The organism is Mesorhizobium sp. M0500 (genome assembly GCF_040321165.1).
Classification (GTDB): domain Bacteria; phylum Pseudomonadota; class Alphaproteobacteria; order Rhizobiales; family Rhizobiaceae; genus Mesorhizobium.
On sequence record NZ_JAMYRB010000020.1, the window covers coordinates 59,294 to 73,595 of the forward strand.

Genomic DNA, 14,302 nt, shown 5'->3' on the forward strand with positions numbered 1-14,302 from the left:
GGGCTCGATAGAATCAACCGAACCTGCGATACTCAAGGCAATCTGTTGGAGTGATGATGCGCATCGTAACCCGTCTCACTGATCGGCTTGAACTGCAGCATCCGATCATCAGCGCGCCGATGGCATTCGCATCGGGCGGGGAACTCGCAGGTGCGGTCAGTTCAGCCGGAGGGCTTGGGCTTATCGGCGGCGGCTATGGCGACGCTGATTGGCTGACGCGAGAGTTCGAGCGATCTGGCAACCGACCTGTCGGCTGCGGCTTCATAACATGGTCACTCGCCAGGAACCCGCGCCTACTCGATAAGGCCCTGGAGCGGCGACCAAGTGCGATTTTCCTATCCTTTGGCGACCCGGCGCCTTTTTCGCCGGCGATACGGGCCGCCGGGGTCCCCTTGATCTGCCAGGTCCAGAGCCTCGACGACGCGCGCCGCGCTCTTGATGTCGGAGCCGACATCGTCGTCGCCCAAGGCGCGGAAGCCGGCGGTCACGGTGAGAAGCGAGCGACATTCACATTTGTTCCGGAGGTCGCGAACTTGGTACGGCGACGGGCGCCGGACACGCTCATCTGCGCGGCCGGTGGCATCGCCGATGGTCGTGGGCTTGCAGCGGCGCTGATGCTTGGCGCTGATGGCGTCGTGATGGGATCACGTTTCTGGGCCTCGTTGGAGGCTCTCGTTCATCCAAATCTGCACCAGGCTGCCCTTGCGGCGACCGGAGACGACACGGTTCGAACCTCGGTGATGGACCTAGCGCGCCGCCTGGATTGGCCATCGCGGTTTTCACTGCGCGTTCGGAAGAATGCTTTTACGGAAGCCTGGCACGGCAATGAGGCCCATCTCCTCGCCGACATTGACGCGCAGTCCGCTGCCTACCGCGAAGCGTGGGCAAGCGGCGATCCCACGATAGCCGCGATCATGATTGGTGAGGCCGCCGGCCTCATCCACGACATCGAGCCGGCGAGTGACATACTCCTTCGCACCGTTTCTGAAGCGATCACCCTGCTTCAGGGCGCAAGTTCGCTTCTGTTTGTCGAGGACAACTGTCACAGCCAGTAACCGACCGTAGCGGCGAGGCAGACGGCAGCGAGGAAGTTAGTGACCGATCGATCGTATCTGGTGGCAATGCGGCGGAAATCCTTGAGCCGTCCAAACATGCGCTCATGGCGTTGCGATCACGGTAGAGGAACGGGGAGAAGCAGTTCTTCCAGCGCCGGTTGGCTTTCGACGGAATGTTCGGCATCGCCCCTTTAGCCTCGACCTTGTGGCGAATGGCATTGGTGTCATAGCCCTTGTCGGCGTGCAGGATCGGGCTCTCGGGCATCTGCTCCAGAAGCAAATCTCCGGCGCTGCAATCGGCGACCTGGCCACCGGTCAAGAGGAAAGCGATCGGGCGGCACAGGCCATCGGTCAGGGCGTGGATCTTCGTGGTTCGCCCACCGCGCGACCGGCCAATCGCCTGATTTTGCTCCCCCCTTTGCCGGCAGAAGCGCAGCGATGCGCCTTCACGGCCGAAGAGTCGATCAGGACCTCAGCCGGAGGACCGCCAGCGCTTGCCGCGCGTGTCGGTTGGCAGCAGCGCCTGCAGCCGCGAAAACTGCTCCTCGGTCAGCCAGAAATAATCGCGATTCATCGGTGGCCTCCCTTTGGAGACCGTGAATCATAAAACCACCGTCAGTGGAACCCTTTATGGGTCCGGACCCTAGCAGGTTGTGACCATTGCTGCGGCAATGCAGCAGTCCTGGATAATAAGTCCAAGATGCCCCGGGTGCGCTTCCACCGCACCACCGGGACCTTCGCTGCAGCTAAATGCAGAAAGTCCACTCGCGCGCTGAAGCCCGAAAAGGCCGCGGCGCTGGCGGGTTGAAACTCCAGTCGGGCTACGCCCTCCCTGCGTTCCAACCCGCCAGCATTCTCATCTTGATTGACGCAACGCTCGCAGCTTCATTGTCGCGCCGCCGCTGGCGGATTCCTCCGTCTGCCCGCTTCGCTCCGGGCAGACCGGGGAGACCCCTCCGCCCCCCTTGCTCCCCGCTGCTCGCCGCGATGCAGGGGGACAGGCGACCTGAACCCGTGCCCAAGCCGATCTGATGGCAGAGGCGGTGGGGCTGGACATGGGCCCGTGGTGGACATACGTGCCACACAAATCCTCATGCTCGCCTAACCGGCCGCAAGGTATGGCAATCCGGGCTGACCCGACGAAAGAAGGAGTAGGTCTCGGCCATTCCCGTGTCCGAGCCCAGAAAAGTTACTGGTTTCCTTACGGGCGCGATACAAAGGGCACAGGCTGGACTTGGCTGCCGGGGGCGGGGCTTGTCGACCGCTCGATCGAAAGTGAGAGACGAGGAGGAGAATCACCGACCTGCAGAGCGGCAAGGCGCTCGCCTACCTCCCTGTCAGTCACCGTTAGCCGATGGTTTAGACGAAGATAGTCCGTCCATGTCGGCGTGCGGAATGTCTCGGTCCAAAGAGTCGAGTTCTGAAGATCGCGCTGGAGGGTCCAGTCCCGCGCACCGGCACGGCTCTGAACGCGCCGCCTTTCGCGCATGCAGCTCAGAAATTCCTCGATATTCTCCTCGGGGATCGAGTACTCCACCTTGATCACGATCGGGCCGCTCCTGGGCTTCAAATCGAGGGCCAGTTCTGGTGGCCTGAAGTCGAAGGCCCCTTGATCCGATTCCTCCCATAGCCGTACCGGCAATAGCTTTCCCACAGCTGCAACCAGCAACAGCGCCGCTGCAGCACCTTCCAAAGCCCACGTCAGGGAATAGTACTGCGCGACAGCACCCCAGATCCAGCTGCCCGCTGCCATGCCGCCGTAGGTCAGGGCGTAATAGATCGACAGGGTGCGACCAACGACCCATCTTGGGCTTGCCAACTGCACACACACGTCGGTTCCGGTCCAGGTGACAACCCAGCCTGCGCCAGCGATTGCAAGCGCGATCGCTGCTACAGCCACCGATGATGTGAGAGCCAGTAAAAGGCAACACGTTGCGCAAGCAACGGACGCGAGCGTGATCAATCGATTTTGGGACGTGATGCGTCTCAAGTAGCTATTGCCAATGCCCGCGATGAAGGCGCCTGTGCCGAAGCCGGCCAACAGGACGCCGTAAACAATTGGCCCCCCCGCCAGTTGGTCGCGAACTAGGAGGGGGAGCAGAGCAAGGATCGAGATGCTTGACAGCCCGAACAGGGTTGCACGCACGATCGCCACTCTGATCTCCGAGGAGATTGCCGTGAAGCGCATGCCATCATGAATGGCCGTCGTCATCCGCTCGCGCGGAAGAGGCGAAGAACGAACTTGCCACTTGGAGCGCAGGACAGCGCTCAATGGGACCAGGTCGGTCAGCGCAGCGAAGGCGAAAGCCGTAAGGGGGCCCAGCAAAGCCAAAATTACACCGCCCAGCGCCGGTCCTATGCTCCGAACCACGTTGTACCCCACCGACATCAGCGTCACTGCAGCGGGTATGTCGCGCTTTTCGAGGATGTCGCCGACCGAGGCGTGCCAGGCTGGATCATTCAAGGCAAAGCCGCATCCCGCCAAGAAACTCAGTCCCAAGATCAGCCATGGACTGACAAAGCCCAGTCCAACAGAGAGAGCCAGCGCCGTGGATGCCAGTGCGATCAGGCAATGTCCGGCAAGCATCACGCCGCGGCGGCTGAAGCTGTCTGCAATCGCTCCAGCAAGGATCGACAAGAAGAAGGCGGGCAGTGTCGATGCAGCCTGCACGAGCGCAACCATCAGATCGGAGGCTGAAATCGTTGCCATAAGCCAGCTTATAGCCACGCTCTGCACCAGCCAGCCAAGGCTGGATATCTGCGTGGCTGTCCAGATCGAACGAAAGACCGGATTCTGAAGAGGAATCAGTGTGTTTGCTGCAAAGGGCGGGGAATCTTGACGCCGCATGACTTCTCACCTCCACCACGTAGTTCTTTCGCTCACTCACTTGCTGACAGCGGTGCGCTTACGCACAGCTGCGTCACAACCAAGTTCCGATATCGCGCTCGCAACAAAGTAAACAAAGTAGATGTCGCATCCACGGTGCTGATGCGCGATGAGTGTGCCAGTTGGGCGTCAGCTGGTCTGGGTCGCGCAGCCCGATGGGGTGCGGTCTGCCCTGCGACTCTTGGCCTTGTACGGTGCTACCGCCCCGATGGCCGGGTTGTCAAACTGCCACGGTGCTAGCAGCGCCCATCCCATCCTGACAGGCATGAGCATACGACGCAGCGCATCGCTGGTATCGGAGGCGGGTGCAAGATCAAGGGTGGCATCGTCTTGACAAGTACGAGCTGGTGGACGCCTTTGCCCGACCTACACATCGGCGATTTATGGGGCCGCCGTTCAACTCGTTGGTCTATGCACAAAAAAACATAATACGCTTGAAAAGACGTTTCGGGCCGGTGCCGGGGCCGAGGAGGGGGCTGAAGCCTTCACCATCGTCATCCCGCCGCCGAATGTCACCGGCTCGCTGCATATGGGTCATGCGCTCAACAACACGCTTCAGGACATTCTGGTGCGCTTCGAGCGCATGCGCGGCAAGAAACGTGCTGTGGCAGCCGGGCATGGACCATGCCGGCATCGCCACGCAGATGGTGGTCGAGCGCCAGCTGATGGAGAAGCAGATCCACCGCCGCGACCTGACCCGCGATGAGTTCATCGACAAGGTGTGGGAATGGAAGGCGGAGTCCGGCGGCGCCATCCTCAACCAGCTGAAGCGGCTCGGGGCCTCGGCCGACTGGAGCCGGGAGCGCTTCACCATGGACGAGGGCCTGTCCAAGGCCGTGCTCGAAGTGTTCGTGGCGCTCTACAAGGAAGGGCTAATCTACAAGGACAAGCGCCTTGTGAACTGGGACCCGAAGCTGTTGACCGCCATCTCGGATCTCGAGGTCGAGCAGCAGGAAGTCAACGGCAACCTCTGGCAATTCCGCTATCCAGTCGAAGGCGTGACCTTCGATCCGGAAAATCCGAAGACCTTCATCACCGTTGCGACGACCCGCCCGGAGACGATGCTGGGCGATACGGCTGTCGCTGTCCACCCCGACGACGAACGTTTCCGGCATCTCGTCGGCAAGAACCTCATCTTGCCGATCGTCGGCCGCAGGATCCCGGTGGTGGCGGACGAGTATTCCGATCCCGAAAAAGGCAGCGGTGCGGTCAAGATCACGCCGGCGCATGACTTCAACGACTTCGAGGTCGGCAAGCGCCACCGGCTGGCGGCGGTCAACATCCTCACTGTCAATGCGGCGGTCACCCTCACGGACAATGACGACTTTCTCGCCGGGCTGGAGGTGACGCCGGAGCGCTAGGCGGTCTGGGGCGAGCTCGACGGTCTCGACCGTTTAGTCGCGCACAAGAAGATCGCCGAGCTGATGCAGACCGGCGGTTTCCTCGAAAAGGTCGGGCCGCATCGCCAGGCCTGAAGCGGCGGTTGCGGCGATCCTGAACAAGGTGCGGTCTCTCCGCGCCAACGCATCCGACACCGAGATTTTCGATCGAAATCTAAGCATCGTCGAAGATGCTTTGCCTGATCTAGGCGCCCAACCGTAGCAGGCCGCATTGCTGCGCCAGCCGCCACGTAAAGCGCTGCCAGAGTTCTTGCACCCGCGTCATTCGGCTGCCGCTTTGAAGGTTCCGCCTAGGGCCTGCATCAGATCATCGATAATGTCCTGAGGATGCTCAAGTCCCACTGACATTCGCAGTAATCCGCCTGGCGCCTTGGACTTGGCACCCTCGACGGATGCGCGATGCTCAATCAGAGAGTGCGTCCCGCCAAGGCTTGTCGCCCTGGCAATAACCTCGAGGCGGCCGGCCACGGCCATCGCAGCATCGGCTCCGCCTTTGACGATAAAGGATAGCATCGCTCCGTAATGGCTCATTTGCCGCTTAGCGAGATCGTGTCCCGGATCAGTTTGCAGGCCAGGAAAAAGTACTTTTTCGACACGCGGATGAGACGCCAAAGCCTCAGCAACCTTCTGGGCGCCTTCGCAATGCGCGCGCATGCGTACCGACAATGTCTGCAGGCCCCGCAATGCCAGCCAACAGTCGAATGGCGCTGCGACGCTGCCCTTGTGTCTCTGGACCATCCGCAGTGGGCGACCGAGGGGTGACGAGTGCGGGACAATGACGACGCCCGCCATCAAGTCCGAGTGGCCGCCGATGTACTTTGTCGCCGAGTGCATGACCGCGTCCGCCCCAACTTCGAGGGGCCGTTGAAGCACTGGAGTTGCCCACGTGTTGTCCACTACGGCCAAGGCGCCAGCCTCGTGCGCGATTTTGCAGATGGCCGAAATGTCGACAACGCGGATCATCGGGTTTGACGGCGTCTCGACCCAGACGAGGCCAGTCCGCTTCGACGTGACCGCGGCGCGCACGGCATCCAGATCGCGCATGTCGACGGCCGCAAAGTCGAAGCGAGACCCAATGTCGGTCTCGTCAATCAGCGAACGAATGCCGAAATACATGTGATCCGGCAGAACGATCCGACCCGTCGACGGATGGCTCTCAAAGACTGCAGCGATTGCAGCCATGCCCGACGCGAAGGCAATGCCATCTTCTCCGCCCTCGAGCGCGGCCATGGCCATTTCGAACGCGTTGCGTGTCGGATTTCCATCCCGGGTGTATTCGAATCCGGAAGGAAACGAGCCGTCGACGCTACGTTGGAACGTCGTGCTGGTGTGCAGCGGCAGGGACACCGCTCCCGTGGAAGCGTCGACAGCTCGGCCGCAATGGATCGCCTTCGTTTCAAAACGCATCGGTCATTTCCTCGCTAACGGGGCAGTTGCACAATTTCAGGCCGGTCATTATATTGACCGTAATAAGTGAGCCGAGGCACTAAGTCTATATAATGACCGATGTTACGACAGCGTTGGACCCCGAGCGGGTGCTTGGCCAAGCGATAGCGGTTCGGATCCGACAATTGAGGCGCGACCAAAACCTGACCCTGGATCGACTGGCAAAACTGAGCGGCTTATCCAAGGGAACCGTCGTCACGCTGGAGCAAGGCAAGGCGAACCCCAGCATCGGCATACTTTGCCGACTGGCGGCGGCGTTTTCGCTTTCGGTGGCCGATTTGTTGAATGACCATCCTTCCACAGTTCGCCTTCCTATTGAGCGGACAGAGACGAGGACGCTTTGGACAAGCGCTAAAGGAAGCTTTGCACAACTTCATTCATCGATCTCGGGACGAACGATGTTCGAACTGTGGAGCTGGGCCATTATGCCGGGCGACGTGTTTTCCTCAGATGCTCATAGTCCGGATACGCGCGAGCTGATCTCGGTGACTCAGGGGTCCCTAAGTATCGTGGTGGGTACCCACGCAGTAATTTTGAGCCAAGGCGAGAGTGTGCGGCTTGTCACTGACCAACCGCACTCATACGCGGCGGCATCTGATCTGCCTGCCCACTTCTCGATGGCAGTTCTTGAGCGTGGTGGACAGCGAGATCCGGGGCCCTCTTCGCCGGCAACAAAGATGCCCGGGCCCGTTCCGCAAGACACCGCCGCTCGCTAACGACCGCCCATTCGCGACAGGAGATCCACCGTTGTACGTTCCGCCCCATTTTGCCGTCCCCGATCAGAACACCCTGTTTGACCTAATCGAGAGACATCCGCTCGGTATCCTGGTCACCCACAGCAAAGGCACACTCGACGCGAACCACATTCCCTTCGAGCTTGACCGCTCGAAGGGAGACAAAGGCCTCCTCAATTGCCATGTTGCACGCAAAAATCGAGTCTGGGAGGAAGTTGCCAATGGCGATGAAGTCCTCGTTATCTTCCGTGCGGCCGACGCTTACATCTCGCCGAACTGGTATCCAAGCAAGCATGAATTCCATAAGCAGGTGCCGACGTGGAACTATCTCGTCGTCCACGCCCACGGACGCATCACTGTCCGGGATGATGAGCGCTATGTGCGCCGTAACGTGGCGAAGCTCACTCACATGCATGAAGCCTCGCAGCCTGCCCCGTGGAAGATGGGCGACGCGCCGAAGGACTTCATTGACACGATGGTTAAGGCGATCGTCGCCCTGGAAATCGAGATCACCGGCCTGGTTGGTAAATCAAAACTCAGCCAGAACAAAGAGGTGCGCGACATTCAGAACGCTGGTGAAATGCTGAATGCCCGAGGCGTCAATGGGATGGGAGAAGCGATGCTCGCGGCTGCGGCGGCCAAATCCCAATAGCATCTATCTTGTCCCGACAAGCCGCTGGTGCTGGATTTCCAAGGGGTGACCTTGAGAGACAAATGCTTCGGCTCGCCGGAAACGCGACCAGCACCTGACCACCCGCTATGCGGCAGATGGACAAGAACTCAGGCCGCCATCGCCAGCCACATCCGCAATGCCGCCGGATCGATGGAAGCTGCTTACCCCGCCAGCCTTTCCGGTCATGTCGCCTGCGTCGTCAATACCTCGAACAGCAGCCTGGCGCTTAAACCGAGTTGCGTGTTCGGTATGGCGGCACAGCGGTTTCGAGATCGGAGCCGACTGGCAGCGAACGCCACCCCCACGGTGGCGATGCCTCGCAGCCAGGTTGAATGACCAAGCAGCCGGGATGTTCGGCAGGCTTGCACCCGCTTCAGATGCGAGACGGGTCAAGACGATCATCCTGCACAACGTCACGCGGCGGTGGGCCGGTTTCGAAAAGGGCCGGCCCCGGCCGTTCATACAAGTGGAGTTGGGGGCGGGGCCGGATCAAGCCTATCGGGTCAAACCCGCCGGGACCGCGCGTACATCATCCCAGCAACGCCAGGCGCTCGTCCGGCGCCATGCGGGCTTCGCTTGGCCCGCCGAATGTCTGGACCGGCATCGCGGAGCATGGCGCACCAGTCTCCCACATTGTACGTAGTCGCCATGCTGCCCCTGGCCAGATCGCAAATGACGCACGGCTTGTTCGCGATTGGCGAGCTGAAGCACGTTGACGGCCGTGCCGGGCGATGCGCCGTCCCAGACTATCATCCCAAAGTCCGCGCGCCGCGCCATCTCCCGGTCTTTGGCGGCTGGATCCAGTATCCTCTAGCGCCTTCACGAGACGGGACCTGGTAGGCAGCCCAGTCGCCCAGATTATTGCTAGCTTCCTCGCTCTGACCGCCGTCTCCCTCTGGCCCTGCGTGAGGGATCGTCATCCGGCTGCAGGCCGGCGCGCCCGGACGCTGCCGCTACGGAGGCGCTACGCGCGTGGAGCTAGTGGCCTTTGTCGGCCAGCCAGAGGCCCACGTCCTGGATCGAGCGCATGAGCACCGACGGATTGTCCCGCGCGGGAATGAAGCCCCAGCTCTGCCAGTAGCGCTCGGCCTCGGCGTCGATCGCCCGCACCACCACTGCGCGGCCGCCGACGATGTCGGCGCCGGCGACGCAGCGACGAAGCGCGTCCTTGACCAGGCCGCTGCCGATGCCTTGTCCGGCATAGCGATGGTCGACGGCGAGTTGTGCAATCAACAGGCAGGGGATCGGATCGGGCGGCCGTCCGGTGCGGATGGCGCGCGGTGCGCTGTTTGGCTGGATCACGCCCGGCGCGAGGCCGTAATAGCCGACGACTGTTCCCTCATCGTGAACGACCAGGACGCGGGTAAAGCCGCGGACCTGGTTCGTTCGCGCGAAGCCGGCCAGCCAAGCATTGAGCGCCGGCTTGCCGCAATCGAAGCTGTCGAGGCGGTGCGCGTCGTCGAGGAGTTCGATGCCTGAAAGCGCCACCTAACGGTCCCAGGGCGGGGACCGACGCAGCCGCTCGGCCGCCTTCGGCGGGGGCGCAGCGGCGGGGGCTGAGATCGCCTGCATGAAGGCGTCATAGGCTTCCGGGGACACGCGGATGACGGTTTCGTTGAGGATGGCCGCCTGCGCCTCGTGCAGCGCGGCGCGCCGCATGAACTCCGTGCGCGACAGGCCGAGCAGCTCCGCGCCGCGGTCGATGATGGTGAGATCATCGTCGCGAAACCGCATCGAGACGGGTGTTTCCTTCCTGGTGGCTGTGGTGGCCATGGCGCGCTCCTGTGCTGCTGACGTATATACGGTAGTGTAACGCGGAACGCAACACTTCAGGACGCGCATGTGTTCTTATCGGCCGGATGAGCGGCTCCAGAAGCCAAGTCGCTGCCATGACTGTCGCCGGACGAGCCCCGGCTATGCCGAACCCTGATGAACATCTGACGCGATGGCGACTTTCGGGCCGTCACGCCACAAAGGAGGAACGGCTATGAAGGCTGGGCGGCCGGCACTTTCATTCTCAGGCGCCGCTCTATGCCACCTGCCGGCCAAGCGCAGTTGGCACAAATCTTGAACCTCTCTTTGCGCGGCGGCAGGAGCTGCAATCGCACGTTCGGCCTCACGCAATGAAAGACCGGTCACGACCGCGGCACGTGCAGCCTCAGAAACCAGTCTGCATTTTATTCAATGGCTTAGCTGCGAGTGCGGCGGCGCGCGGCCGAACATCACCGTGTCGCGGATGCGACAAACCCGACAACAGCGGTTTCAACGCAAGCGGCGACGAGTAGATGGTGCAAATCCCGCGATTCCCAGTCTGCTGTAGCCGCGCAGGCCAAGCGCGATCTGCTCGGCCGTCCTGACAAGCTGCGCGTGGCCTCTGGGCGAGGTCGGTCGAGGCCCGCCGAAATCCCGTCGGCACCCGTCGCCAGGCCTCTTCGCTCGTCTCGCCGCATCGCGGAAACTTTGTTCGAAATCTGCCAGCCCGGTTTCCACTCCTTTGCCGGCGACCGGAACAAGTCAACGCCTCGAAGAGCATCTGAGTTTTGAATTTATTCGGCTTTTTAACTCTGGCATCGGACTTGCTCCGCCTTCGCATGTCCGCGGCACCAGGAGACGCCGCCGCCTGTGGAGGAAGGCCTAATGCAACAAACATTCTACGAGGTCATGCGCCGACAGGGGATCACCCGCCGAAGTTTCCTGAAATTCTGCAGCCTGACGGCGGCTTCCCTCGGCCTTGGACCGGCCTTTGCGCCGAAAATAGCTTACGCGATGGAGTCCAAGCCGCGCATTCCGGTGCTGTGGCTGCACGGGCTTGAATGCACTTGCTGCTCCGAAAGCTTCATCCGCTCGGCGCACCCGCTCGCCAAGGACGTCGTGCTGTCGATGCTTTCACTCGATTATGACGACACGCTCATGGCGGCCGCCGGCCATCAGGCCGAGGCGATCGTCGACGAGGTCGTCGAACAGTACAAGGGCAACTACATCCTCGCGGTCGAAGGCAATGCGCCGCTCAACGAGGACGGCATGTTCTGCATCATCGGCGGCAAGCCCTTCGTCGACCAGCTCAACCATGCCGCCTCCAACGCCAAGGCGATCATCTCCTGGGGCTCCTGCGCCTCCTGGGGCTGCGTGCAGGCCGCGCGGCCGAACCCGACGCGGGCCACGCCCGTCCATAAGGTTCCGGGCCTGCCGGACAAGCCGATCATCAAGGTTCCCGGCTGCCCGCCGATCCCAGAAGTGATGACGGCCGTCATCACCTACATCCTGACCTTTGAAAAATTCCCAGAGCTCGACCGGCAGGGCCGGCCGAAGATGTTCTACAGCCAGCGCATCCACGACAAATGCTATCGGCGCCCGCATTTCGACGCCGGCCAGTTCGTCGAGTCCTTCGATGACGAGGGCGCGCGCAAGGGCTATTGCCTCTACAAGGTCGGCTGCAAGGGACCGACCACTTACAACGCCTGCTCGACGGTGGGCTGGAACGGCGGCCTCTCCTTCCCGATCCAGGCCGGCCATCCCTGCATCGGCTGCTCCGAGGACGGCTTCTGGGACAAGGGCGATTTCTACAGCCGCCTGACCCGCGTCCACGGCTTCGGCATCGAGGCCGATGCCGACAGGATCGGCACGACGGCCGCGACCGTGATCGGCGCCGCCGCGGCCGCGCATGCGGCGGCGAGCGTGGTCAAGCGGATGCGCGAAAAGGGAGGGAACAAGTGATGGTCATCCAGACGCCGAACGGCTTCAATCTCGACACCTCCGGCCAGCGCGTGGTCGTCGATCCGGTCACGCGGATCGAAGGCCATATGCGCTGCGAGGTGAACATCGACGAGAACAACATCATCCGCAACGCGGTCTCGACCGGCACCATGTGGCGCGGGCTCGAGGTCATCCTCAAGGGCCGCGACCCGCGCGACGCCTGGGCCTTCACCCAGCGCATCTGCGGCGTGTGCACCGGCACGCACGCGCTCACCTCGGTGCGTGCGGTCGAGGACGCACTGGGCATCATAATCCCGGAGAACGCCAATTCGATCCGCAACATCATGCAGCTCTCGTTGCAGGTGCATGATCATCTGGTCCACTTCTACCACCTGCACGCGCTCGACTGGGTCAACCCGGTTAACGCATTGAGAGCCGACCCGAAGGCGACGTCGGAGCTGCAGCAGGCTGTTTCGCCGAGCCACCCGATGTCCTCGCCGGGCTATTTCCGTGACATCCAGAACCGGCTGAAGAAGTTCGTCGAGAGCGGCCAGCTCGGGCCGTTCAAGAACGGCTACTGGACCAACCCGGCCTATCTGCTGCCGCCGGAGGCCAATCTGATGGCGGTGACGCACTATCTGGAAGCGCTTGACTTCCAGAAGGAGATCATGACGACGCGCACGATCTTCGGCGGCAAGGACATCCATCCCAACTGGCTGGTGGGGGGCGTGCCTTGTGCGATCAACATCGACGGTGAGATGGCGGCCGGCGCGCCGATCAACATGGAGCGGCTGAACTACGTCCGCAGCGTCATCGGGCGCGCCATCGCCTTCGTCGACAACGTCTACATCCCCGACATCATCGCGATCGGCAGTCTCTACAAGGGCTGGCTCTATGGCGGCGGGCTGTCGGGCAAGAGCGTTCTTGCCTATGGCGACATCCCCGACAAAGCCAACGACTATTCGGCAGCCAACCTGATGATGCCCCAGGGCGCGATCATCGATGGCAACCTCAAAGAGGTGCTGCCCGTTGACGTGCGCGATCCCGAGCAGATCCAGGAGTTTGTGCCCCACTCTTGGTACAAATACCCGGACGAGGCGAACGGCCTGCATCCATGGGATGGTATCACGGAGCCGAACTATCAGCTCGGGCCGAACGCCAAGGGCACGCGCACCGACATCCGCGAAATCGACGAGAGCGCGAAATATTCCTGGATCAAGGCGCCGCGCTGGCGCGGCCATGCGATGGAGGTAGGGCCGCTCGCCCGCTATGTCGTCGGCTACGTCCAGGGCCACGAGGAGATCAAGGAGCAGGTCGACTCGACGCTGCGGGCACTCGGCGTACCGCTGATGGGGCTGTTCTCGACGCTCGGCCGCACCGCTGCGCGCGCGCTGGAAGCACAGTGGGCGGCCCGCAAGCAGGTCTACTTCATGGACAAGCTGATCGCCACCATCAAGGCTGGAGACAGCTCGACCGCCAATACCCAGAAATGGGATCCGAAGTCCTGGCCCGCCGAAGTCAAGGGGGTCGGCTTCACCGAAGCGCCGCGCGGGGCGTTGGGCCACTGGATACGCATCAAGAACGGCCGGATCGAAAACTACCAATGCGTCGTGCCGACCACCTGGAACGGCTCGCCACGCGACCATGCCGGCAATATCGGCGCCTTCGAAGCGTCGCTGATGGACACCAAGGTGGAGCGGCCGGAGGAGCCGGTCGAGATCCTGCGGACGATCCACAGCTTCGATCCGTGCCTTGCCTGTTCGACCCATGTCATGGGTCCGGACGGACAGGAACTTGCCAATGTCAAAGTGCGCTAGGGGAGGAACGAAATGAGACACGCTATCCTGAAACCTGGTGCCGCAGCTTCGCTCGCGGTCCTTGCCAGCCCGGCGCTCGCCCATGTCGGCGCAGGGCATGCCGACGGGTTCGCCGCCGGCATCGCCCATCCGCTGATGGGACTCGACCACCTTCTCGCCATGGCGGCGGTCGGGGTCTGGTCGGCGGTGGCCATGCCGTCGCGGGTCCTGGTGCCGCCAGCAACCTTCGTGGCGATGATGATGACGGGTGCGGCGTTGGCCTTTGCCGGCATCGGCCTGCCAGCGGTCGAAGGCATGATCGCGCTATCCGTGCTTGCTCTCGGCATCATGATCGTCGCCGGTGCCGGCCTTCCCGGCATGCTCGGCATCGGCCTTGCCGGGTTCTTCGCCCTCTTCCATGGCCATGCCCATGCGAGCGAGACGACCGGCGCGGCACTTGCCTATATTGCCGGCTTCACGCTCTCGACCGCGGCGCTGCATCTGGCCGGCACCGGCATCGGCCTCAGGCTCGCGTCGTCGCCCTGGGCGCGCGCCGGGCTCGGCATGGTCGTTGCCGGCTCGGGCGCTACGCTTGTGTTCGGCGGCTAGGGGGCGGCC

At 62.4% G+C, this 14,302-nt stretch carries 11 protein-coding genes and 2 pseudogenes; 7 read left to right on the forward strand and 6 right to left on the reverse strand.

The features are described 5' to 3' along the window. Positions 1-56: 56 nt before the first annotated feature. The gene (locus tag NKI70_RS26190; protein ID WP_352643492.1) at positions 57-1,055 is read left to right on the forward strand and encodes an NAD(P)H-dependent flavin oxidoreductase; all 999 of its coding nucleotides are present in this window, start codon (positions 57-59) and stop codon (positions 1,053-1,055) included. Here NKI70_RS26190 and NKI70_RS26195 read toward each other — a convergent pair. Continuing rightward, positions 1,043-1,553: pseudogene (locus tag NKI70_RS26195) on the reverse strand (IS5 family transposase); the annotation flags it as partial. The gene NKI70_RS26190 and the pseudogene NKI70_RS26195 sit on opposite strands and share 13 nt — an antisense overlap. A gap of 703 nt (positions 1,554-2,256) precedes the next feature. Beyond that, positions 2,257-3,903: an MFS transporter gene (locus NKI70_RS26200; protein ID WP_031194952.1), complete on the reverse strand. Its 1,647-nt coding sequence runs from the start codon at positions 3,901-3,903 to the stop codon at positions 2,257-2,259. A gap of 484 nt (positions 3,904-4,387) precedes the next feature. Between NKI70_RS26200 and NKI70_RS26205 the strand changes: the two are divergent. After that, positions 4,388-5,414, forward strand: a pseudogene (locus NKI70_RS26205) (class I tRNA ligase family protein); the annotation flags it as partial. Here the strand turns inward: NKI70_RS26205 and NKI70_RS26210 are convergent. Both NKI70_RS26210 and NKI70_RS26215 read right to left on the reverse strand, forming a co-directional pair. Continuing rightward, on the reverse strand, positions 5,337-5,504 hold the full coding sequence (locus NKI70_RS26210) for a hypothetical protein (protein ID WP_352692606.1): 168 nt from the start codon (positions 5,502-5,504) through the stop codon (positions 5,337-5,339). The pseudogene NKI70_RS26205 and the gene NKI70_RS26210 overlap by 78 nt on opposite strands. Positions 5,505-5,603: 99 nt before the next feature. After that, positions 5,604-6,749, reverse strand: a complete 1,146-nt coding sequence (locus NKI70_RS26215) for a trans-sulfuration enzyme family protein (protein ID WP_352692592.1) — start codon at positions 6,747-6,749, stop codon at positions 5,604-5,606. A gap of 92 nt (positions 6,750-6,841) precedes the next feature. On the opposite strand from NKI70_RS26215, the gene NKI70_RS26220 reads away from it, so the two are divergent. Both NKI70_RS26220 and NKI70_RS26225 read left to right on the forward strand, forming a co-directional pair. Beyond that, positions 6,842-7,504, forward strand: a complete 663-nt coding sequence (locus tag NKI70_RS26220; protein WP_352725330.1) for a helix-turn-helix domain-containing protein — start codon at positions 6,842-6,844, stop codon at positions 7,502-7,504. 31 nt (positions 7,505-7,535) lie between these two features. Then, the gene (locus NKI70_RS26225; protein ID WP_352643346.1) at positions 7,536-8,174 is read left to right on the forward strand and encodes an FMN-binding negative transcriptional regulator; all 639 of its coding nucleotides are present in this window, start codon (positions 7,536-7,538) and stop codon (positions 8,172-8,174) included. A 999-nt stretch (positions 8,175-9,173) separates the two neighbouring features. On the opposite strand, the gene NKI70_RS26230 is transcribed toward NKI70_RS26225, so the two are convergent. Both NKI70_RS26230 and NKI70_RS26235 read right to left on the reverse strand, forming a co-directional pair. Further along, entirely contained in the window at positions 9,174-9,683 is a 510-nt protein-coding gene (locus tag NKI70_RS26230) for a GNAT family N-acetyltransferase (protein ID WP_352725331.1), read from the reverse strand. Continuing rightward, positions 9,684-9,968, reverse strand: coding sequence for a type II toxin-antitoxin system TacA family antitoxin (locus tag NKI70_RS26235; protein WP_031255614.1), 285 nt, complete (start codon positions 9,966-9,968; stop codon positions 9,684-9,686). Between the two features lie 864 nt (positions 9,969-10,832). On the opposite strand from NKI70_RS26235, the gene NKI70_RS26240 reads away from it, so the two are divergent. The 3 genes from NKI70_RS26240 to NKI70_RS26250 are packed head-to-tail and all read left to right on the forward strand — an operon-like array spanning position 10,833 to position 14,293. Further along, positions 10,833-11,909, forward strand: coding sequence for a hydrogenase small subunit (locus NKI70_RS26240; protein WP_352721579.1), 1,077 nt, complete (start codon positions 10,833-10,835; stop codon positions 11,907-11,909). Then, positions 11,909-13,705 carry a nickel-dependent hydrogenase large subunit gene (locus NKI70_RS26245; protein WP_352725339.1) on the forward strand — a complete coding sequence of 599 codons (1,797 nt, stop codon included), beginning with the start codon at positions 11,909-11,911 and terminating at the stop codon, positions 13,703-13,705. The genes NKI70_RS26240 and NKI70_RS26245 overlap by 1 nt, the downstream gene beginning before the upstream one ends. Positions 13,706-13,717: 12 nt before the next feature. Then, positions 13,718-14,293: a HupE/UreJ family protein gene (locus NKI70_RS26250; RefSeq protein ID WP_352643825.1), complete on the forward strand. Its 576-nt coding sequence runs from the start codon at positions 13,718-13,720 to the stop codon at positions 14,291-14,293. Positions 14,294-14,302 lie beyond the last annotated feature (9 nt).